Genomic DNA, 19,451 nt, shown 5'->3' on the forward strand with positions numbered 1-19,451 from the left:
GCTCACGTGCCACCTGGCGCTGACTGCAGCGCCCGGGTCGCACTTGCGTAACAGTCATCAAGCCTAACGCCAAACGGATTCCGAATCGTCTGCGCCGACGGCCGTTTCGTCCGATGCGAGCACAGCGGCATTCGGTAAGATCGGGCGCACTATGGACGACCCTCCTTCTTGCAGTACATCGCCCCACTGCCCGCTCCGCGAGGATGTCGAGGGAAGCAGCTGATGGAATTCCTGCTGCTGGGCGTGGGGCTGCTGCTCATCGTGGGGACGGGACTCTTCGTCGCCAGCGAGTTCGCTCTGGTCAATCTCGACCGCGCAGACCTCGAAGCCCGCCAGGCCCGGGGCGAGTCCCGGCTGGGCCTGACGATCCGCGCGCTGAAGATCACCTCCACGCATCTGTCGTCGGCGCAGCTCGGCATCACGCTGACGACCCTGCTGACCGGATACACGATGGAGCCGGCCATCTCGAAGCTGCTCGCGCCGCTTCTCGAGGCCTGGGGAACACCGGATGCCGCGGCCACGGCCATCTCGGTGACGGTCGCGATGCTCATCGCCACCTTCCTGTCGATGATCCTGGGCGAGCTCGTGCCGAAGAACTTCGCGCTCGCGCTGCCGCGGGCCACGGCGAAGCTGGTGATCCCGTTCCAGACGGTGTTCACCGCCGTCTTCAAGCCCGCCATCGTGCTGCTCAACGGCAGCGCCAACGCCGTGCTGCGCAGTATGGGCATCGAGCCGAAGGAGGAGCTCTCGGGCTCGCGCAGCGCGGAGGAGCTCTCGTCGCTGGTGCGCCGCTCGGCGAGCCAGGGCGTGCTCGAGAAGGACACGGCGACGCTGCTCGATCGGAGCCTGAACTTCGCGCGGCTCACCGCCGACGACATCATGACCCCACGGCCGAGCATGCACGCCATCTCGGTGGGGGACTCGGCCGATGACGTGATCCGGCTGGCCAGGCGCACCGGTCACAGTCGCTTCCCGGTGTACGACGACGACCTCGACGACATCACCGGCGTGGTGCACGTGAAGGCCGCTGTGTCGGTGCCGCGGGAGAAGCGGGCGGAGGTGCCGGTCGGCGCGCTGAGCACCGAGCCGCTGCGCGTGCCCGAGACGGTGCACCTGGACGTGCTGGTGGCCGAACTGCGCACGAAGGGCTACCAGATGGCCGTCGTGGTCGACGAGTACGGCGGCACCGCCGGCATCGTGACGCTCGAGGATCTCATCGAGGAGATCGTCGGCGAGGTGTCGGACGAGCACGACCGCTCGCGGGCGGGAATCGTGCGCCGGCCCGACTCGATCACGTTCCCCGGTGAGCTGCGCCCCGACGAGCTGCTCTCGCGCACGGGGATCGAGGTGCCGGAAGGCGAGGTCTACGACACCGTGGCGGGCTACATGATGAGCCTGCTCGAGCGGGTGCCCGTCATCGACGACGAGGTGAGGATCGACAGCGGCGTGCTGCGCGTCGCGCGCATGGACGGTCGGCGCATCGACCGCATCCGGTACACCGCCGACCCGGCCGTCGACGCGACGGAGGACGAGCGATGAGCGATTGGGCAGGACTCGTCTGGCTGGTCGTGCTACTCGCCGCGAACGCCTTCTTCGTCGGCGGGGAGTTCGCCGTGATCTCCGCACGCCGCTCGCAGATCGAGCCGCTCGCCGAACGCGGATCCCGTGCGGCCAAGACCGCGCTGTACGCGATGGAGCATGCCACGCTGATGCTCGCGACCTCGCAGCTCGGGATCACGATCTGCTCGCTGCTGATCCTGAACGTCTCGGAGCCGGCCATCCACCACCTCCTCGAGGTGCCGATGCACGCCCTCGGCTGGGATCCTGCGGTGATCTCGGTCAGCGCGTTCGTGATCACCCTCGCGCTCGTGTCGTTCCTGCACGTCGTGTTCGGCGAGATGGTGCCGAAGAACCTCGCGTTCTCGATCCCCGATCGCGCCGTGCTCGTGCTCGCACCCCCGCTGGTCTGGGTGTCGCGCGTGTTCCGCCACATCATCTGGGCGCTGAACGGCATCGCGAACAGCGTGCTGCGCCTGTTCGGGGTCGAGCCGAAGAACGAGGCGGCGTCGACGTTCACGCTCGAGGAGGTCGCGACGATCGTCGACCGCTCACGGCGCGAGGGCGTGCTGACCGACTCGTCGGGTGCCGTGGCCGCGGCGGTGGAGTTCACCGACAAGAAGGCGCGCGACATCGCCGTGCCGCTCGCCGACCTGATCACCCTGCCCGAGACGGCCACCCCCGACGACGTCGAGCGCGCGGTCGCTCGCTACGGGTTCTCGCGGTACGTGATCGTCGACGACGAGCAGTCGCCGATCGGCTACGTGCACCTGAAGGACGTGCTGCGTGCGGCCGAGGGCCCCGAGCCCGACGAGCGGATCTCCCAGCCCCTGCCGGCCAAGCGCATCCACCACATGCTGCCGGTGCAGGAGGAGACCGACCTCGAGGATGTGCTGGCCTCGATGCGCCGCGCGGGACGGCACCTCGCCAAGGTGCGCGACCGCTCGGGCCGGACCACCGCCGTGCTGTTCCTCGAGGACATCCTGGAGGAGCTCGTCGGCGAGGTGCAGGACGCGACTCGCCGCGGTCACGGACGCTGACCCGCACCTGACGCACGACGGCCCGGCGGGATCCACCCGCCGGGCCGTCGTGCGCGTGCGTCAGCGCCAGTGCGCTCGCTGGTACTGCGGCGGCCAGGGCACCTCGGCGCCCAGCTCGTGCGCGGCGCGCAGGCCGAAATGCGGGTCGCGCAGCCATTCGCGTCCGGCGAAGATCGCGTCGGCGGCGCCCGAGGCGAGGATCTGCTCGGCCTGCGAGCCGGTCGTGATCAGGCCGACGGCCGCGGTGGGCACGAGGCCGCCGGCGTGCACGGTCTCGGCGAACGGCACCTGGAAGCCGGGACGGTAGTCGATCCGGGGCCGGGCGATGATGCCGCCGCTCGAGACGTCGATGAGGTCGGCGCCGGCATCCACCGCCCACCGGCCCACCCGTGCGGCCTCGTCGGGGGTGAACCCGCCCTCGGCGTAGTCGGTGGCCGAGAGTCGCACGAAGATCGGCATGTCGACGCCGGCGACCTCGCGCACCCGCCGCACGATGCGCAGCAGCAGCCGGGCGCGGTTCTCGAGCGACCCGCCGTACTCGTCGTCGCGCACGTTCGCCAGCGGTGAGAGGAACTCGTGCAGCAGGTAGCCGTGCGCGCCGTGCACCTCGAGCACGTCGAACCCGGCATCCAGGGCCCGCTGGGCCGCGTCGGCGAAGGCCGTGACGATCCGCTCGACACCGGCCGCGTCCAGAGCCGACGGAGCCGCGTACCCCTCGAACGCGATCGCGGAGGGGGCGACGGTCGGCCAGCCGCCCTCGGCGGCGGGCACCGTGCCGCGCTGGTCGGCCCACGGCCACCAGGTCGAGGCCATCCGCCCGGCGTGGGCGAGCTGGATGCCGATCAGCCCGCCACGCGCGTGGACATCGTCGACGATGCGGGCCCAGAGATCCCGCTGCTCGTCGTTCCAGATTCCGGTGTCGCGCGGCGAGATGCGCCCCTCGGGAAGCACACCGGTCGCCTCCGCGACGATCAGCCCGGCGCCGCCGGACGCGAACTGTGCCAGGTGCGTGCGGTGCCAGTCCTGCGGCACGCCGTCGACGGCGCTGTACATGCACATCGGCGACACCCACAGCCTGTTCGGCACGGTGAGCGAGCGGATCGTGAACGGGGTGAAGAGACGGGGCGTCGAGGGGGTGGTCACATCTCGACGCTATCGCCCGGGCGGGGGAGCAGGGCGCGCTAGCGTGTTCTTCATGCTGCGGGAGTGGACGAGAGCCGACACCGGTGCGCTGCTGCGCGTGCCGACCGCCGACGACGACAAGTACTCGCGCGGTGTCGTGGGGCTGCGGACCGGCTCCGCCGCGTATCCGGGCGCCGCGGTGCTCGGAGTCGAGGCGGCCTGGCGAGCCGGGGCGGGGTACGTGCTGTACACCGGCGGCGCGCGGGAGGCCGTGCTGGCCCGCCGACCCGAGACCGTGGCGAGGGCCGACGCCGGGCGAACCCGGGTCGGCGCGTGGGTGATCGGGTCGGGGACGGATGCCGAGCACCGCGACGCACACGAGCGCGAGGCACTCGCGGAGATTCTGCACGGCGACGCCGCGGTCGTCGTCGACGCGGGCGCGCTGGATCTCGCCGCAGACGGCACCGCGCCGATGGTGCTCACACCGCACGCCGGCGAGTTCGGACGGCTGCGCGCCGGGCTCGGGCTCGCCGAGATCGACCTCGGCACCGAGGACCGCCGTGTCGCGGGGGTCATCGAGACCGCGTCGCGGCTCGGTGCGACCGTGCTGCTCAAGGGGGCCCGCACCGTGATCGCCGGCCCCGACGGCGCACCGATCGTGGTCGGCAACGCCCCGGCCTGGCTGTCGACCGCCGGGACCGGAGACGTGCTGGGTGGGGTGATCGGCGCGCTCATCGCCGCCGACCCGAGCCGTTCTCTGGCGCAGTCGGCCGCAGCGGCCGTCTGGCTGCACGGACACGCCGCGGCACGGGCATCCGGAATCGCGGGGGCGGCGTCGGCACAGCGACGAGCTGCCGGGCATCCGATCGTCGCGCTGGACGTCGCCGAGGCACTGCCGGGCGCCATCGGCGAGCTGCTGACATGACGCCGGGGCGCCGGAGGTGATCTCCCGACGCTGGGCGGTGTGGACGGCGTTCCTGATCGTGCATGCGGTGGTCGCGGCGGCCGGGTGGCTGCTGCCGAGCCGGCCGATGGGCGACGTCGTGCTCGTGTACCAGCCGTGGGCGCAGGCGGCGCTCAGCGGCGAGGCGATCGTGGGGATCACCCAGAGCTGGGTGTATCCGCAGCTCGCCCTGCTGCCGATGCTGGCCGCTCACGCACTGGCGCTGCCGTTCACGACGGCGCTCGGCGCCCCGGGAGCGTACCTGGTGGGCTGGGCGCTGCTGGTCACCGCGTGCGACGCGCTCGGGCTCGCCGTGCTGCTGCGAGGTCGGGGGCGGCACCGCGAGTCGGCCGCGTGGTTCTGGATCGTCGCGCTGCTGCTGCTCGGTCCGATCGCGATGTACAGGATCGACGCGATCACGGTGCCACTCGCGCTCGCGGGCGGTCTGTGGCTGGCCCGCCATCCGCGCGTGGGGGCGGCGGCGCTCGCCATCGGCGCGTGGATCAAGATCTGGCCCGGCGCGCTGCTGGTCGCCGCGATCGCGGCCGGCCGGCGCGGTCTGCATCTGGCGGTGACCGCCGCCGCGGTGTCTGCCGCGATCGCCGCCGCGCTGCTCGCGCTGGGATCCGGTGAGCGGCTCTTCGGATTCATCACCGCACAGAACGGCCGGGGTCTGCAGATCGAGGCGGTCGCCGCGACGCCCTTCCTGTGGGCGGCGGTCCGCGGCGACGCGAAGATCGAGTACAGCTTCGACATGCTCACCTTCCAGATCGAGGCGCCCGGGGCAGCATTCGTCGCTGCGGCGACGACACCGGCGATGGTGCTGGTCGTTGCCGGGATCGTCGTGCTCGGTGTTCTGCGGGCACGGCGGGGTGCCGCCTGGACGCGCCTGCTGCCACCGCTCGCGCTCGCGCTGGTCGCGGCGCTGATCGTCACGAACCGGGTGGGATCGCCGCAGTTCACCACCTGGCTCATCGTTCCCGCGATGCTGTGGATCGTCTTCGATCACGCACGCGCGTACACGCCCACCGCTCTCGTGCTGCTGCTGTGCGCCCTGACGTTCTGCGTCTACCCGCTCACCTACGACGGACTGCTCGCCGCCCAGCCGCTGCCCGTGCTGCTGCTGACCGTGCGCAATGCGATGCTCGTGGTGACGCTCGTCGTCGCCGCGCGTGCCGTGCTGCGCACTCCCGCGCCGCGTCGCTGACGCGATCGACCACGAAACAGATCGACCACGAAAACAGGAGGAACCATGCTCGTCGCATTCTCGGTCGCCCCATCCGGTGACGGCCGCTCGGGTGATTCGGTGCACGATGCCGTCGCGGCCGCCGTGCGGGTGGTGCGCGAGTCGGGCCTCGCGCACCGCACCACCAGCATGTTCACCGAGATCGAAGGGCCCGACTGGGACTCGGTCATGGATGTCGTCAAGAGGGCCACCGAGGCGGTCATGCCGTTCGGGTCGCGCGTCTCGCTCGTCTTGAAGGCCGACATCCGTCCCGGATACAGCGGCGAGCTGGATGCCAAGATCGAGCGTCTCGAGAAGGCCATCGACGCATCCGCCGGCGGTGACGCGATCGGCCGGTAGCATGAGCGGGTGACTCCCTCGACTCCTTCGAGGGGGGCGGCGATGAGGGCGCTCCTCTCCCTCGCCATCGGCAGCTTCGGCATCGGCATGACGGAATTCGTCATCATGGGCCTGCTGCCCGAGATCGCCCAGGACCTGCTGCCCGACGTGTGGGCGGCGAGCAGCGAGCAGGCGATCGGCCAGAGCGGATGGCTCATCTCGCTCTACGCCCTCGGCGTCGTGATCGGCGCGCCCACCATCGCCGGTGCGGTGGCGCGCTTTCCGCGGCATCGGGTGCTGCTGGCGCTCGCCATAGCGCTCACCCTCGGCAACGCGCTCACCGTGGTGCTGCCGGGCTTCGGGCTGGTCGGCGCGTCGAGACTGCTCGCCGGCCTGCCGCACGGCGCGTATTTCGGCATCGGCGCTCTCGTGGCGGCCGACGTGCTCGGCCCCGGCAAGCGGGCGCAGGGCGTCGCGTTCATCCTGACCGGTCTGACCGTCGCCAACGTCGTCGGCGTGCCGCTGGGCACCTACCTGGGGCAGCAGTGGGGGTGGCGCACCGCCTTCCTCGTCGTCACTGCGGTGTTCGCCGTCGCGGCGGTGTGCATCGCCCTGTTCGTGCCGGCGCATCCGGGGGATCCCGGCCGCACGCTGCGGTCCGAGCTGGGCGTGTTCCGCGTGCCGCAGGTCTGGCTCACGCTCGGCATGGGGGCGATCGGCTTCGGCGGGTTCTTCGCGATGTACAGCTACATCGCCCCGCTGGTCACCGAGGTCGCCGGCGCCCCGCAGTGGGTCGTGCCGGTGACCCTGGTGCTGGTCGGGGTGGGCATGACCGTGGGCAACCTGGCGGGCGGCCGTCTTGCCGATCACGATCTGCGCGGCACGCTCATCTGGGGCCTCGCCGCGCTAGCCGGAGTGCTCGTGCTGCTCGCCGTGCTGGCCTTCTCGGTGGTGCCGCTGATCATCACCGCGATGCTCGTCGGCGCGCTCGCGTCGGTGCTGAGCCCGGCGATCCAGACCCGTCTGATGGATGTCGCCGGCGACAACCAGTCGATCGCTGCGGCGCTGAACCACTCGGCGCTGAACATCGGCAACAGCCTGGGCGCCTTCCTCGGCGGGGCGGCGATCTCGCTCGGTCTCGGCTACACCGCACCCGAATGGGTGGGTGCGGTGCTGGCCGCGCTCGGCCTGGCCATCGCGCTGATCGCCTACCGCGCGCAGTCGCGGACGCCGGTGACCGCGGGTGCCGCACGCGCGCACTAGAGTGCCGGTATGGATGCCCCGATGCGCGTCGCCGGCACGGCCGTGGTGCTGCGAGACGGGGCCGACGGCCTGGAAGTGCTGCTGCTGCGGCGCCCCGCCACGGGGTCGTTTCCCGGTGCCTGGGTCTTCCCCGGTGGCCGCGTCGATCCCGACGACGAGCGTGACGGCGGCGACGAGGAGCAGGCGGCCCTGCGCGCGGCCGTCCGCGAGACCCGTGAGGAGGCCGGCATCGGCATCCGGGATCTGGCGACGCTCTCGCGCTGGGTGCCGCCGGCCGAGACCCCGGTGAGGTTCCGCACCTGGTTCTTCCTCGCACGGGAGAGCGGCGAGCCGCTGCGGCCGAACCCGGGCGAGATCGAGGAGGCGGTCTGGATGACCCCCGCTCGCGCCTTCGCCGGACACGCGGGAGGAGAGCTCACGCTGTTCCCGCCGACCTGGATCACCCTGCATGGGCTGCGTGAGCACGCGACGGTCGACGACGCGTTCGGGGCGGTCAGCGGGTTCGCCCGCTACGAGACGCGGATGCAGAAGCTCGAGCGCGGGATGCGGGCGCTGTGGGCGGGCGACGAGGAGCATCCGGATGCGCCGGGCGCACCGGGTGCGCGGCACCGGCTGACCATGAGCACGTTGCCGTGGGTGTACGAGCGGCGCTGACCGGCATCCGGCGCCCTGTCACGACGCGAGCAGCCGCTCCAGATGGGCTCCGACGGGATCGGTCTCGATGAGGAATCCGTCGTGCCCGAAATCGCTGGCGAGCACCACGGTCTCGTCGTCGATGAGGTTCGGGATGCTGCGCGCGATGCGCTGCTGCCCGTCGACGGGGAACAGCCGGTCGGTGTCGATGCCCAGCACGAGCGTGCGCGCCGTGACGGTGTGCAGCGCCTGCTCGACCCCGCCGCGATCGCGGCCGATGTCGTGGGAGTTCATCGCCTCGACGACCGTGAGGTAGCTGTTCGCGTCGAAGCGGCGGGTGAACTTGTTGCCGTGGAAGTCGAGGTACGACTCGACCGCGAAGCGTCCGCCGCGGCCGAGAGGAGACACATCCGACTGCCACGACCGCTGGAACCGCTGGTTGAGCTCGATCGGACTGCGGTAGTTCAGCAGCGCCATGCGGCGCGCGAGGGCGAGACCGCGGTGCGGGCCCTCGCCGAGTGCCGCGTCGTAGTACTCGCCGCCGGCGAACCGCGGGTCCATGCGCACGGTCTCGAGCTGCACGAAGTTCAGCGCCAGCTGGTCGGCCGTCGTCACCGGGGGAGACGAGAGCACGGCGAGGCGCTCGACCCGCTCGGGCTGCATCACCGCCCACTCCAGCGCGTGCATCCCGCCCATCGAGCCGCCGATCACCGCGGCCCAGCGCTCGATGCCGAGCGCGTCGGCGAGGGCGATCTGCGCCGCGACCTGGTCGCGGATGGTGAGGTACGGGAAGCGGGATGCCCATTCCCGGCCGTCCGGGGCGATGCTCGCAGGCCCCGTGGAACCCTGGCATCCGCCCAGCATGTTCGGGGCGATCACGAACCAGCGGTCGGTGTCGATCGCCGACCCCGGGCCGACGATGTCCTCCCACCAGCCGGCGGTGGGGTGGCCGGCGCCCGCCGGGCCGCGGACATGGCTGTCGCCGGTGAGCGCGTGCAGGATCAGCACCGCGTTGTCACGGGCGTCGTTCAGCTCACCCCAGCTCTCCCACGCCAGGCGCGTGGCCGGGAGCAGCTCGCCGTTCTCGGTGCGGAAGTCGCCGAGGAACGTGAAGCGACGATCGCCCGCAGGGTCGCCGTCGCGCCAGGCGCCGGTCGCCGGCGGGCGGGCGCGCAGCAGACGCACATCGGCCTCGGTCACGGGAGCCGACGGCACCGTGTCCTCAGAGGTCGTCTGCCAGTCCATGCGTCCATTCTCGCCTGTGCGCCTCGGGATCCGCCGCAGGTTACGGGCGGGTGCGGACGGGGTGAGGTCTGGGCGCCGGTTTGCTGTCGTCGGCGTGCTGGGCAGGAGCCGGATGCTGGTTCTGAGCCCGTGTGGGCGACATCTGGCTCCCGGGCATGGGCTCGGGGCGGGGTTGGGGTGCCGGTTGCTGCCGTCGGGGTGCTGGGCAGGAGCCGGATGCTGGTTCTTAGCCCGTGAGGGCGGCATCTGGCTCCCGGGCATACGCGGACGCGACACTCGCGCGACCGCAACCTCAACGTGAGCAGATTTCCACAGAGTGCGGAATCCGAGAAGTTGTGCACGGGTACCGGGATCTCCGCATCCGAGCCGATCCGGATTCGGCGACGATGACGGAATGCGCCGAACCAAGCCTCTGCCCCGTCGACTCGGTGACCGTTTCGCGACCCGTTCTGCTGCCGATGCCGGCGTGGGGCGGTCGAGAAGAGATGCCGACGACCTCGCTCGTCCGTTCCACGGTGCTCGCGCGAGGAGCGTCCCGACCGGATTTCGGGCTCTCGTGGACTGCTATCGCGTCATCATGCTTCCCGGGCAGGTGTTCGTCGGTCTGACCGCGATGCGTCTGTGGGGCTTGCCGGTGCCGAGCGTCTGGACCCCTGCTGAGCCGCTGCATGTCTGCGTTGGGACGGATGCCGCGCCACCACGTGGGAAGCGAGTGAAGGGCAGACGGCTGGTCCCTCACCGGGCGCAGCGGATGATCTTCACCGGGGCGGCGGTGGTCGACCCCGTCGCGGCGGTGCTGACGACGCGGTCTGACCTCGACTTCGTTCAACTCGTCGCCGCTTTCGACGCGCTCCTCACCGCAGCGGACAACTACCCGGGAATCAACGCAACCAGACCGATGGCGACCCGCGACGAGATCGAGCGCCGGCTGGAGGAGTGGGGCCGATTCTCGGGATGCGCCAGGGCGCGTCGCGCGTTGGACCTTGCGCGCGAGGGCGCCGAGTCGCCGAAGGAGTCCGAGACGCGCGTGCGGATCATGGAGAGCGGGTTGCCGGAGCCCGTGATGCAGTGGGGCGTGTACGACGGAGGAGTTCTCGTGGCGCGCGTCGACCTGGCCTATCCCGAGCTGAAGGTCGCGATCGAGTACGAGGGTGACGGCCACCGCACGGACAAGGAGCAATGGCGCGCGGACATCCGGCGCCAACGACGTCTCGAGGATCTCGGGTGGATCGTCATCCGGCTGACACAGTCCGACCTGACGAAACCATCGGCATTTCTCACTCGGCTCGCGCGAGCCCGCGCGACTCGTCTGGCGACCGCTGACCGCGCATGACGCTCGTGCCACGGGGCGTGGGCCGGCATCTGGCTCCCGCTCGACGTCGGCCAGGGATCTGCCGGCGGGTGAGGACGGGTGGGGGGAGCCATATGTCAGCTCTGGGGCGTGGGAACCGGCATCCGGCTCCCACTCTGGCTCGTCTGGATATCCGATGCTGCCCAGGAGCGGCGTGGGAGGAGCCAGATGTCGGTGATGGGGCCTGGGTACCGGCATCCGGCTCCCGCGCCGATCTCCTCGACCGGAACGGCGGATGCCCCGGACCGACCGGTCCGGGGCATCCGCGCTTTTCGACGAGGACGAGCGTCAGGCGCGAGCGGCCTCCGCGACGCGGCGCGCCGCCGCGAGAGCGCTGTCGAGGTCGGCCTTGAGGTCGTCGACGTTCTCGAGGCCGACCGAGAGGCGCACGAGACCGGGTGTCACGCCGGCCGAGAGCTGCTGCTCGGGCGAGAGCTGCGAGTGCGTGGTCGACGCCGGGTGGATGACGAGCGAGCGCACATCGCCGATGTTGGCGAGGTGGCTGAACAGGCTCAGGCTGTTGACGAACTCGCGTCCGGCCTCCACACCGCCCTTCAGCTCGAACGACAGCACCGCGCCGACGCCCTTGGGCGCGTACTCGTTGGCCTTGGCGTACCAGGGCGACGACGGCAGACCCGAGTAGTTCACCGAGGCGACGTCGTCGTGGTTCTCGAGCCACTCGGCGATCTCCTGCGCGTTCTGCACGTGACGCTCGATGCGCAGCGACAAGGTCTCGACGCCCTGGATCAGGTTCCACGCGCTCTGCGGCGCGATGGCCGTGCCGAGGTCGCGAAGCAGCTGCACGCGCGCCTTGATGATGTAGGCGAGCCCGTCGCCGACAGCGGTCGTGTACGACGCGCCGTGGTACGAGGGGTCGGGCTCGGTGAGGCCGGGGAACTTGTCGACGTGCTGCGACCAGGCGAAGGTGCCGCCGTCGATGATCGCGCCGCCGATGGTGGTGCCGTGCCCGCCGAGGAACTTGGTGACCGAGTGCGTGACGATGTCGGCGCCGTGCTCGAACGGACGGATGAGGTACGGCGTGGCGATCGTGTTGTCGACGATCAGCGGCACGTCGTTCTCGTGGGCGACGTCGGCGACGCCGCGGATGTCGAGCACGTTGATCTTCGGGTTGCCGATCGTCTCGGCGAAGAAGAGCTTCGTGTTCGGCCGCACGGCCGCACGCCACTCGTCGAGGTCGTCCTGGTTCTCGACGAAGGTGACCTCGACGCCGAGCTTGGCCAGCGTGTACTTGAAGAGGTTGAAGGTGCCGCCGTAGATCGCGCTGGAGGCCACGAAGTGGTCGCCCGCCTGAGCGATGTTCAGGATCGCGAGGGTCGAGGCGGCCTGGCCGCTGGAGAGCACGAGGGCTCCGGTGCCCCCCTCGAGAGCCGCGAGGCGCTGTTCGAGAACATCCTGCGTCGGATTCTGGATGCGGGTGTAGATGTTGCCGAACTCGGCCAGCGCGAACAGGTTCGCAGCGTGGTCGGCGTTGTCGAACACGTACGACGTGGTCTGGTAGATCGGCGTGGCGCGCGCCCTCGTGACCGGGTCGGGCGCGGCGCCCGAGTGGATCTGCTTGGTCTCGAAGCGCCAGTTCTCGGCTGCGGTCATGACGTGCTCCCAGGGTTCGGGTCGTGGGGTCGGTCGGCGGATGCCTGGAAGCGACACTACGAAGCCGCGCGGTCGTCGACAAGCGCCCGGAAATGTTACGTAACACAGTGGGATGGCGGGATCCAGCCGTGTTGCGCATACGGTGGAGAGCATGGTGATCAGACGAGCCGTCGTGACCGGAGCGAGTTCGGGTATTGGAGAGGCGACCGTGCGCGTGCTGCGCGCCCAGGGCTGGGAGGTCGTCGGCGTCGCGCGGCGGCAGAGGCGCCTGGCGCAGCTGGCATCCGATACCGGCGCGTCGACCATCGCGTGCGATCTGACCGACCCGGATGCCGTCGCCGCCCTCGTCGCCGAGCTCGAGCGCACCGGGCCGGTGCACGCGCTGGTGCAGGTGGCCGGCGGTGCGCGCGGCACCGACAGCGTCGAGCAGGGATCGATCGACGACTGGCAATGGATGTACGACGCCAACGTTCTCGCCACGCAGCGGCTGGTCGCGGGCCTGCTTCCGCTGCTGCGCCGGGCGGCGGCCGCCGACGGCCATGCCGACACGGTGTTCGTCACCTCGACCGCTGCGCAGACCGCGTACCCGGGAGGCGGCGGCTACAACGCGGCCAAGGCCGCCGAGTCGATGCTCGTGAAGGTGCTGCGCCAGGAGCTGCACGGCGAGCCGATCCGCGTGGTCGAGGTCGCACCGGGAATGGTGCACACCGCGGAGTTCGCGCTCAACCGTCTGGGCGGCGATGCGGTGGCAGCCGAGTCGGTCTACGACGGCGTCGCGGAGCCGCTGATCGCGGATGACGTGGCCGACCTCATCGCCTACGCGCTGAACGCCCCGCGTCGCGTGAACCTCGACCTGGTCACCATGCGCCCGCTGGCGCAGGCCGCCCAGCACCTGCTGGCGCGCGGTGCGCTGCATGTGCGCACGGACGACTGATGCGGCGCACCCTCGCCGAACTCGCCGAGGACGGTTCGATCGACCCCGGCTGGGCGCAGTCGCTCGAGCCCGCGCAGCCGCTGCTCACCGAACTGGGCGACCGGCTGCGGGCTGAGCAGGCGGCGGGCCGGGGCTACCTTCCGGCCGGCGCGAACGTGCTGCGCGCCTTCCAGCGGCCGCTGGCCGATGTGCGGGTGCTGATCACCGGGCAGGATCCGTACCCGACACCCGGGCACCCGATCGGCCTGTCGTTCGCCGTCGAGCGCGAGGTGCGCCCGCTGCCGCGCAGCCTCGGCAACATCTACCGGGAACGCCACAGCGACCTCGGCATCCCGCCGGCACCGCACGGCGATCTCACCGCGTGGAGCGATCAGGGTGTGCTGCTGCTGAACCGGGTGCTGACCGTGCGGCCGGGTGCTCCGGCGTCCCACCGCGGGTGGGGGTGGGAGCAGGTGACCGAGTTGGCGATCCGCGCACTCGTCGCCCGCGAGCAGCCGCTCGTGGCGGTGCTGTGGGGGAGGGATGCCGCGGCGCTGAAGCCGCTGCTGGGCGAGACGGCCACGATCGAGTCGGCGCATCCGTCGCCGCTCTCGGCGAACCGGGGCTTCTTCGGCTCCCGCCCGTTCTCGCGCGTGAACGCGCTGCTCGAATCCATGGGCGCCGACCCGGTCGACTGGCGCGTGGCGGGAGAGGCGTGAGCGAGCTGCGGGTGCGTGCGGTGACGGATGCCGATCTCCCCGCGATCCGCGACATCTACAACCACTACGTGCGATCGTCCACCGTGACCTTCGACGAGGTCGAGTCGACCGTCGCCGACTGGAAGGGCAAAGCCGCCCGGATCGCCGGCGCCGGCATCCCGTTCCTCGTCGCCGAGACCACCGACGGCGACCTGCTCGGGTACGCACTCGGCGTGCCCTGGTCGGCGAAGTCGGCATACCGGTTCACGATCGAGAACTCGATCTACCTCGCCCCGTCGGCGGCGGGCCGGGGAGTGGGCTGGGCGCTGCTGGCGGTCTTCCTCGACCGGTGCCGGGACGCGGGTCTGCGCCAGGTCATCGCCGTGATCGCCGATCGGGGTGCCGATGCGTCGATCGCGCTGCACCGCAAAGCGGGCTTCGTCGACGCCGGTCGGCTCACCGAGGTGGGGGAGAAGTTCGGCGACCGGCTGGGTGTGCACTTCCTGCAGAAGACGCTGTAGCTCCCCGCGCCTCAGGGCGACGGGATCACCGGCACCGCCGCGAGCAGCCGCTTCGTGTACTCCTGCTCGGGGTGCTGCAGCACCGCGGCGACCGTGCCGCGCTCCACGATGCGGCCGTCCTTCATCACCGCGACCGTGTCGCTGAGGTGCTGCACCAGTCCGATGTCGTGCGAGACCGTGATCATCGTCAGCCCCTCATCGACGCGCAGCCTGGCGAGCAGCGCGAGGATCTGCGCGCGCACGGTGACGTCGAGCGCCGACATCGGCTCGTCTCCGACGAGGATCCGCGGTCGGTGCACGATCGCCCGGGCCAGGGCGATGCGCTGGCGCTGCCCTCCCGAGAACTCGTGCGGATGCCGGTCGGCCATGTCGGCGTCGAGGCCGACCTGTGCGAGCACCTCGCGCACCCGCGCACGCCGGTCACCCGGGATGTCGAGGGCCCAGAGCGGTTCGGCGATGATCCGCCCGATGCTCATCCGCGGGTCGAGCGATGCGTACGGGTCCTGGAACACCAGCCCGGTCTCCCGCCGCAGCCAGTGCAGCGATCTCGCGCTCGCCGCGGCGTTCACGTCGCGGCCGGCGACACGCACCCGACCGCTGGTCGGCCGGTCGAGACCGAGCAGCAGCCTGACGAGGGTCGACTTGCCCGATCCGGATTCGCCGATCAGCCCCAGCGACTCACCCTCGGCGACCTCGAGGTCGGTCGGGTGCAGGGCGATGCTCGTGCGGGGGCGGTCGAACATCGTGCGCCGTCGCACGGGAAAACTGCGGCTGAGACCCTCCGCGACGACGAGCGCGCGGTCGGCGCGGGCGGGCGGGGTCATTCTCCGGTCCTCTCGTCGCCCGCATCCGCTCGCCACAGCGTGGCTGTGGCGTCGCGCAGCAGAGCCCGGGTCACGGGAGACTCCGGCGAGCTGAGCAGCGTCGAGATCGGCGCCTGCTCGACCACCCGACCGTGCTCGAGCACGACGCCGTGGGTCGCGACCTGTGCGAGCACGGCGAGGTCGTGCGTGATGAACACGAGCGACATCCCCTCATCGGTGACGAGACCGAGCAGCAGATTCAGCACCTCGGCCTGGATGGTCACGTCCAACGCCGTGGTGGGCTCGTCGGCGATGAGCAGCCGGGGGCGGCACGCGAGCGCCATCGCGATGGCCACGCGCTGCCGCTGACCGCCGGACAGCTGGTGCGGATACCGGTCGACGATGGATGCCGGGTCGGGCAGCTGCACGCGCGCCGCCTCGGCGACGGTGCGCTCGCGCGCCTCGCGTCTGCCGATCCGCTCGTGGATGCGCACCGATTCGGCGATCTGCCTGCCCACGGTGCGGATCGGGTTGAGCGCGGTGCGCGGCTCCTGGAAGACCATGCCGATCTCGTCGCCCCGCAGCCGCGCGAGGTCGCGGTCGGGCATCCCGACCAGCTCGGTGCCGTCCCAGCGGATGCTGCCGCTGACCCGCGCGTTCTCGGGCAGCAGGCCGAGGATCGCCAGCGCGGTCATCGACTTGCCCGACCCGGACTCGCCGATCAGGCCCAGCCGCTGACCGTCGGCGACGGTGAACGAGACGCCGTCGACCACGCGCGCGCCGTCGAGCTCGACGACCAGCGATTCGACCTCGAGCGTCATGCGACCACCTCCGGCACGTGCACCTGAGCGGAACGGCGTGTGAGCGTCGGGTCGGTGGCCTCGCGCAGCGCGTCGCCGAGCAGGTTCAGACCCAGCACGGTGAGGGTGATGGCGATGCCCGGCCAGACGACGGTGAGCGGATGCACGCCGATGTAGCGCTGCAGGTCGGCCAGCAGCGTGCCCCACGAGGCCTCGGTCAGCGAGGCGCCGAATCCGAGATACGACAGTCCCGCCTCGGCGAGCACCGCGACGGCCATCGACCACGACAGCTGCACGATGAACACCGGGGCGATGTTCGGCAGCAGGTGGCGGGTGAGGTTCTGCCCGGTGGAGAGTCCGGATGCCCGGCCCGCGAGCACGAAGTCGCTCTGCTGCACGCGTCGCAGCTCGGGGCGGGTGACCCGCGCGATGCTCACGCCGAAGCCGATGCCGACCGCGAAGACGACCACCCACAGCGACCCGCCCCAGACGGCCGAGATCATCATGGCGATCATCAGCACGGGGAACGCGATGAGGATGTCGACCAGCACCGCGACGCTCTCGCGCACCCATCTCGTGGTCAGCGCCCCCAGGGTGGCCAGCGAGACGCCGACGAGCGTGGCGATGACGCCCGCCCCGACGGCGACGAAGGCCGTTGTGCGCGCGCCCGCCATGATCAGGCTGAGGATGTCGCGTCCCGTGCCGTCGGTGCCGAGCAGGTGCGGCCAGCCGGGCGCGGCCCACCGTCCGCGCACGTCGGTGAGCATCGGGTCGAACGGCGTCCAGAACGCCGAGACGACGGCGGTCAGCGCGATCAGCACCACGACGAGCACGGCGAACCGGCCCGTCCACGACGACAGCAGCACGCGCAGCCAGCGGGGCATCAGCTCTCCTCCGCTCTCTGCCGGGGGTCCACGGCGTGGTGCACGAGGTCGACGATGAAGCCGATGATCAGCACGAACCCGGTGAGCACGAGCAGCTCGCTCTGCACCTTGATCAGATCGCGGGTGCCGACGTCGGCCACCAGCATGCGGCCGATGCCGGGTAGCGTGAACAGCTGCTCGATGACCACCGAGCCCACGATGATGCCGGCGACCTGCACCCCGAGCACCGTGACGATCGAGAGTCCCACCGCGGGGATGCCGTGACGGATGAGCGCTTGGCGGCGGGTCAGCCCTTTCGCCGCGGCGGTGCGCACGAAGTCCTGCCCCGCGGCCTGCAGGGTGGCGCTGCGCACGAACCGCATGAGCATGGCGCCCTCGACGATGCCGATGGTGAGCGCCGGGAGCAGCAGCGATTCGAACGCCTTGGCGGGTGTCGTCCACCCCGAACGGGGGAAGCCCTGCGCGGGCAGCCAGCCCAGCCAGTGCGCGAAGACGACGACCAGCATCATCCCTGCCCAGATCACGGGCACGGCGGCGAGAGCCTGTGCTCCGAAGCTGAGAGCGGTGCCGCCGGCGCGGCCGCGCAGCACAGCCGATGCCACGCCGAACGGCACGGCGATGAGCAGGGCGATGGTCAGCGCCATCAGCCCGAGCGGAACGGTCACCCGTGATTTCTCGATCAGCTCGGCGCCGACCGAGGCGCCGCTGAGCTGCGAGGTGCCTAGGTCGCCGCGCAGGATGCCGCCGATCCAGTCGGTGTACTGTGCGGGCAGCGGCTTGTCGAGGCCCAGCGATTCGCGCAGCGCGGCGACGGTCTGCGGGTCGGCCTGGGTGCCCGCGATGAGCTGCGCGACGTCTCCGGGGAACACCCGCAGGGTGAGGAAGATGATCGCGCTCGACACGAGGAGCCCTGCAAGCAGCAGGGCTCCTCGAGTGAGCGCGTAGCGGATCACTCCGCGGACTTCGTCACGCCGGCGAGGTCGATGCGCGAGTTGATCGAGTCGGTCGGGAAGCCGGCGACGGCGGCGGTGTGCGCGGTGAGCGTGGCGCCGTTGTACAGCCAGTCGGCCGCGTGATCCTCCGAGACGATGCGCGCGGCCTTCTGCAGCAGGTCGGCGGACTTCTTCGGGTCGATCTCGGTCTGGGACTGCGCGTACAGCTTCTGCACCTCGGGGTTGTCGTAGCCGAAGTAGTAGTCGGGGTTGGCGAAGTTCACGAAGTCGCGCGGCTCGACGTGCAGCACGAAGCTGAGCTCGTAGTCGTGGTTCGTGTAGACGTCGTCGAGCCAGGTCGGGAACTCGACGCGCTTGACCTCGAGCGAGACGCCCACCTTCGCGTAATCGGACACCAGCACCTGCGCCGCGGTCGTGCCGTAGAAGGACGGGATGGTGAGGGTGAGGTCGAGCTTCTCGTGACCGGCCTCTTTCAGCAGCTTCTTCGCCCGCGCCGGATCGTAGGGCGCGACGTCGCTGAGGTCCTCGTACCCGGGGTCGAGCTCGGGGATGGGGCCGTAGAGCGTCTGGCCGGCGCCGATCGCCTCGACGAGCGCCTCGTGATCGACGGCGAGTCGCAGCGCCTCGCGCACCCTGACGTCGTCGAGCGGGGCCTGCCGGTTGTTGAACGCGAGGGTGGCCTTGTCGGTGGTGCGACCGGTCGTGATCGTGAAATCACCGGTGTCCTCGAGCTGTGAGACGAGGTTCGGGTCGACGGCGGTGAGCACGTCGAGCGTGCCGTCGAGTGCCGCGTTCACTCCCGCGGTGAAGTCGGGGATGTACTCGAACACGACCTCGCCGATCGTCGCCTTCTCTCCCCAGTACTCGTCGTACCGATCGAAGGTGATGGCGCTGCCCTTCGCCCAGCGGTCGAGCACGAACGGGCCGGTGCCGTTCTCGGCGGTCTTCAGGTCGGTCGTGTCGCCGTTCTTGAACACCAGTCCGGCGGGGCCGGTGAGGGTGAACAGGAAGTTCTGGTCGGGCTCGGTCAGCGTGATCGTCACCGTCTGGGCGTCGGGAGCTGCGATCGAGGCGACGCCGGCGAACTCCGCGTTGCCCTGCACGCTGGCATCCGTCCTGACCGCCTCGTACGAGGCGACCACGTCGGCAGAGGTCAGGGGGGTGCCGTCGTGGAAGGTGATGCCCTCGTTGAGGGTGAACTCGTACGTCAATCCGTCGGGTGACGTCTCGTACGCGCTCGCCAGGCGCTCCTCGATGCCGTTGTCCTGCGTGCGGGTGACGAGCCCTTCGTAGATGTTGTCGACGAGCACCTGCTCGAGAGCGGCACCGCTGGTGTGCCGGATGTCGAGGTTGGTCGGCTCGAGCACGAGTCCGACGGTGAGCGTCGCGTCGGGATCGGCCGTGGCGGTTGCCGTCGGCGTGGGCTCAGCGGCCGGGGTGCAGGCGCTGAGCGCGAGTGCGCCGACGGCGAGGAGGCCGAGGGCGGCGATTCCGGCGGATCGCCGGGAGGGGGAAGCAGACAAGGGGCGTCCTCTCGAGATGGTGGCGCG

19 protein-coding genes are annotated in these 19,451 nt (G+C 70.8%); 11 read left to right on the forward strand and 8 right to left on the reverse strand.

All coding sequences use genetic code 11. From position 1 onward, the window contains the following. The first annotated feature begins 222 nt into the window (after window positions 1-222). Entirely contained in the window at window positions 223-1,539 is a 1,317-nt protein-coding gene (locus ACWIDW_RS00420; RefSeq protein WP_454122055.1) for a hemolysin family protein, read from the forward strand. Further along, window positions 1,536-2,597: a hemolysin family protein gene (locus ACWIDW_RS00425; RefSeq protein WP_454122057.1), complete on the forward strand. Its 1,062-nt coding sequence runs from the start codon at window positions 1,536-1,538 to the stop codon at window positions 2,595-2,597. Before ACWIDW_RS00420 ends, ACWIDW_RS00425 begins: the two co-directional genes overlap by 4 nt. 60 nt (window positions 2,598-2,657) lie before the next feature. Here ACWIDW_RS00425 and ACWIDW_RS00430 read toward each other — a convergent pair whose 3' ends face one another. After that, window positions 2,658-3,740, reverse strand: coding sequence for an NADH:flavin oxidoreductase/NADH oxidase (locus ACWIDW_RS00430; RefSeq protein WP_454122059.1), 1,083 nt, complete (start codon window positions 3,738-3,740; stop codon window positions 2,658-2,660). Window positions 3,741-3,792: 52 nt separating this feature from the next. Between ACWIDW_RS00430 and ACWIDW_RS00435 the strand changes: the two genes are divergently transcribed. The 5 genes from ACWIDW_RS00435 to ACWIDW_RS00455 are packed head-to-tail and all read left to right on the forward strand — an operon-like array spanning window position 3,793 to window position 8,143. Next, window positions 3,793-4,644 (forward strand): ADP-dependent NAD(P)H-hydrate dehydratase, encoded by an 852-nt coding sequence (locus ACWIDW_RS00435; RefSeq protein WP_454122061.1) that lies wholly within the window; start codon window positions 3,793-3,795, stop codon window positions 4,642-4,644. A gap of 16 nt (window positions 4,645-4,660) precedes the next feature. Further along, on the forward strand, window positions 4,661-5,869 hold the full coding sequence (locus ACWIDW_RS00440) for a hypothetical protein (protein ID WP_454122062.1): 1,209 nt from the start codon (window positions 4,661-4,663) through the stop codon (window positions 5,867-5,869). Window positions 5,870-5,914: 45 nt separating this feature from the next. Continuing rightward, a complete protein-coding gene (locus ACWIDW_RS00445) occupies window positions 5,915-6,247 on the forward strand; it encodes a thiamine-binding protein (RefSeq protein ID WP_454122064.1) in 333 nt (110 codons plus the stop codon). Between the two features lie 42 nt (window positions 6,248-6,289). Next, on the forward strand, window positions 6,290-7,489 hold the full coding sequence (locus ACWIDW_RS00450) for an MFS transporter (RefSeq protein ID WP_454122066.1): 1,200 nt from the start codon (window positions 6,290-6,292) through the stop codon (window positions 7,487-7,489). Between the two features lie 9 nt (window positions 7,490-7,498). Next, window positions 7,499-8,143, forward strand: coding sequence for an NUDIX hydrolase (locus tag ACWIDW_RS00455; protein WP_454122068.1), 645 nt, complete (start codon window positions 7,499-7,501; stop codon window positions 8,141-8,143). Between the two features lie 18 nt (window positions 8,144-8,161). Here the strand turns inward: ACWIDW_RS00455 and metX are convergent, their stop codons facing one another. Continuing rightward, window positions 8,162-9,367 carry a homoserine O-acetyltransferase MetX gene (metX, locus tag ACWIDW_RS00460; protein ID WP_454122070.1) on the reverse strand — a complete coding sequence of 402 codons (1,206 nt, stop codon included), beginning with the start codon at window positions 9,365-9,367 and terminating at the stop codon, window positions 8,162-8,164. A 577-nt stretch (window positions 9,368-9,944) separates the two neighbouring features. Between metX and ACWIDW_RS00465 the strand changes: the two genes are divergently transcribed. Next, window positions 9,945-10,700 carry an endonuclease domain-containing protein gene (locus ACWIDW_RS00465; protein WP_454122072.1) on the forward strand — a complete coding sequence of 252 codons (756 nt, stop codon included), beginning with the start codon at window positions 9,945-9,947 and terminating at the stop codon, window positions 10,698-10,700. 306 nt (window positions 10,701-11,006) lie between these two features. Here ACWIDW_RS00465 and ACWIDW_RS00470 read toward each other — a convergent pair whose 3' ends face one another. Next, window positions 11,007-12,329, reverse strand: a complete 1,323-nt coding sequence (locus ACWIDW_RS00470) for a bifunctional o-acetylhomoserine/o-acetylserine sulfhydrylase (RefSeq protein WP_454122074.1) — start codon at window positions 12,327-12,329, stop codon at window positions 11,007-11,009. A gap of 151 nt (window positions 12,330-12,480) precedes the next feature. Here ACWIDW_RS00470 and ACWIDW_RS00475 point away from each other — a divergent pair, with 151 nt between their 5' ends. Genes ACWIDW_RS00475 through ACWIDW_RS00485 form a run of 3 tightly spaced genes read left to right on the forward strand, consistent with a single transcriptional unit; the run spans window position 12,481 to window position 14,461 of the window. Further along, a complete protein-coding gene (locus ACWIDW_RS00475) occupies window positions 12,481-13,263 on the forward strand; it encodes an SDR family oxidoreductase (protein WP_454122076.1) in 783 nt (260 codons plus the stop codon). Then, window positions 13,263-13,961 carry a uracil-DNA glycosylase gene (locus ACWIDW_RS00480; protein WP_454122077.1) on the forward strand — a complete coding sequence of 233 codons (699 nt, stop codon included), beginning with the start codon at window positions 13,263-13,265 and terminating at the stop codon, window positions 13,959-13,961. The genes ACWIDW_RS00475 and ACWIDW_RS00480 overlap by 1 nt, the downstream gene beginning before the upstream one ends. After that, entirely contained in the window at window positions 13,958-14,461 is a 504-nt protein-coding gene (locus ACWIDW_RS00485) for an N-acetyltransferase family protein (protein WP_454122078.1), read from the forward strand. Before ACWIDW_RS00480 ends, ACWIDW_RS00485 begins: the two co-directional genes overlap by 4 nt. 11 nt (window positions 14,462-14,472) lie before the next feature. Here ACWIDW_RS00485 and ACWIDW_RS00490 read toward each other — a convergent pair whose 3' ends face one another. From ACWIDW_RS00490 to ACWIDW_RS00510, 5 genes are read right to left on the reverse strand one after another with little or no spacing between them, the layout of a single operon-like run. Then, entirely contained in the window at window positions 14,473-15,285 is an 813-nt protein-coding gene (locus ACWIDW_RS00490; RefSeq protein WP_454122080.1) for an ABC transporter ATP-binding protein, read from the reverse strand. Further along, complete coding sequence (locus tag ACWIDW_RS00495; RefSeq protein WP_454122082.1) at window positions 15,282-16,085, reverse strand: ABC transporter ATP-binding protein; 804 nt, start codon at window positions 16,083-16,085, stop codon at window positions 15,282-15,284. The genes ACWIDW_RS00490 and ACWIDW_RS00495 overlap by 4 nt, the downstream gene beginning before the upstream one ends. Beyond that, window positions 16,082-16,948, reverse strand: a complete 867-nt coding sequence (locus tag ACWIDW_RS00500; RefSeq protein WP_454122083.1) for an ABC transporter permease — start codon at window positions 16,946-16,948, stop codon at window positions 16,082-16,084. Before ACWIDW_RS00500 ends, ACWIDW_RS00495 begins: the two co-directional genes overlap by 4 nt. Next, window positions 16,948-17,901 (reverse strand): ABC transporter permease, encoded by a 954-nt coding sequence (locus tag ACWIDW_RS00505; protein WP_454122085.1) that lies wholly within the window; start codon window positions 17,899-17,901, stop codon window positions 16,948-16,950. The genes ACWIDW_RS00500 and ACWIDW_RS00505 overlap by 1 nt, the downstream gene beginning before the upstream one ends. Beyond that, complete coding sequence (locus tag ACWIDW_RS00510) at window positions 17,898-19,424, reverse strand: ABC transporter substrate-binding protein (protein WP_454122087.1); 1,527 nt, start codon at window positions 19,422-19,424, stop codon at window positions 17,898-17,900. The genes ACWIDW_RS00505 and ACWIDW_RS00510 overlap by 4 nt, the downstream gene beginning before the upstream one ends. Window positions 19,425-19,451: the final 27 nt, after the last annotated feature.

The sequence above is a fragment of the Microbacterium sp. NPDC055312 genome (assembly GCF_053645675.1).

Bases quoted from the DNA above. Each gene is read 5' to 3' on its own strand.
- ACWIDW_RS00420 (WP_454122055.1), top strand. From the start codon at position 223: ATGGAATTCCTGCTGCTGGGCGTGGGGCTGCTGCTCATCGTGGGGACG.
- ACWIDW_RS00425 (WP_454122057.1), top strand. From the start codon at position 1,536: ATGAGCGATTGGGCAGGACTCGTCTGGCTGGTCGTGCTACTCGCCGCG.
- ACWIDW_RS00435 (WP_454122061.1), top strand. From the start codon at position 3,793: ATGCTGCGGGAGTGGACGAGAGCCGACACCGGTGCGCTGCTGCGCGTG.
- ACWIDW_RS00445 (WP_454122064.1), top strand. From the start codon at position 5,915: ATGCTCGTCGCATTCTCGGTCGCCCCATCCGGTGACGGCCGCTCGGGT.
- ACWIDW_RS00450 (WP_454122066.1), top strand. From the start codon at position 6,290: ATGAGGGCGCTCCTCTCCCTCGCCATCGGCAGCTTCGGCATCGGCATG.
- ACWIDW_RS00455 (WP_454122068.1), top strand. From the start codon at position 7,499: ATGGATGCCCCGATGCGCGTCGCCGGCACGGCCGTGGTGCTGCGAGAC.
- metX (WP_454122070.1), bottom strand. From the start codon at position 9,367: ATGGACTGGCAGACGACCTCTGAGGACACGGTGCCGTCGGCTCCCGTG.
- ACWIDW_RS00465 (WP_454122072.1), top strand. From the start codon at position 9,945: ATGCTTCCCGGGCAGGTGTTCGTCGGTCTGACCGCGATGCGTCTGTGG.
- ACWIDW_RS00470 (WP_454122074.1), bottom strand. From the start codon at position 12,329: ATGACCGCAGCCGAGAACTGGCGCTTCGAGACCAAGCAGATCCACTCG.
- ACWIDW_RS00475 (WP_454122076.1), top strand. From the start codon at position 12,481: ATGGTGATCAGACGAGCCGTCGTGACCGGAGCGAGTTCGGGTATTGGA.
- ACWIDW_RS00480 (WP_454122077.1), top strand. From the start codon at position 13,263: ATGCGGCGCACCCTCGCCGAACTCGCCGAGGACGGTTCGATCGACCCC.
- ACWIDW_RS00490 (WP_454122080.1), bottom strand. From the start codon at position 15,285: ATGACCCCGCCCGCCCGCGCCGACCGCGCGCTCGTCGTCGCGGAGGGT.
- ACWIDW_RS00495 (WP_454122082.1), bottom strand. From the start codon at position 16,085: ATGACGCTCGAGGTCGAATCGCTGGTCGTCGAGCTCGACGGCGCGCGC.
- ACWIDW_RS00500 (WP_454122083.1), bottom strand. From the start codon at position 16,948: ATGCCCCGCTGGCTGCGCGTGCTGCTGTCGTCGTGGACGGGCCGGTTC.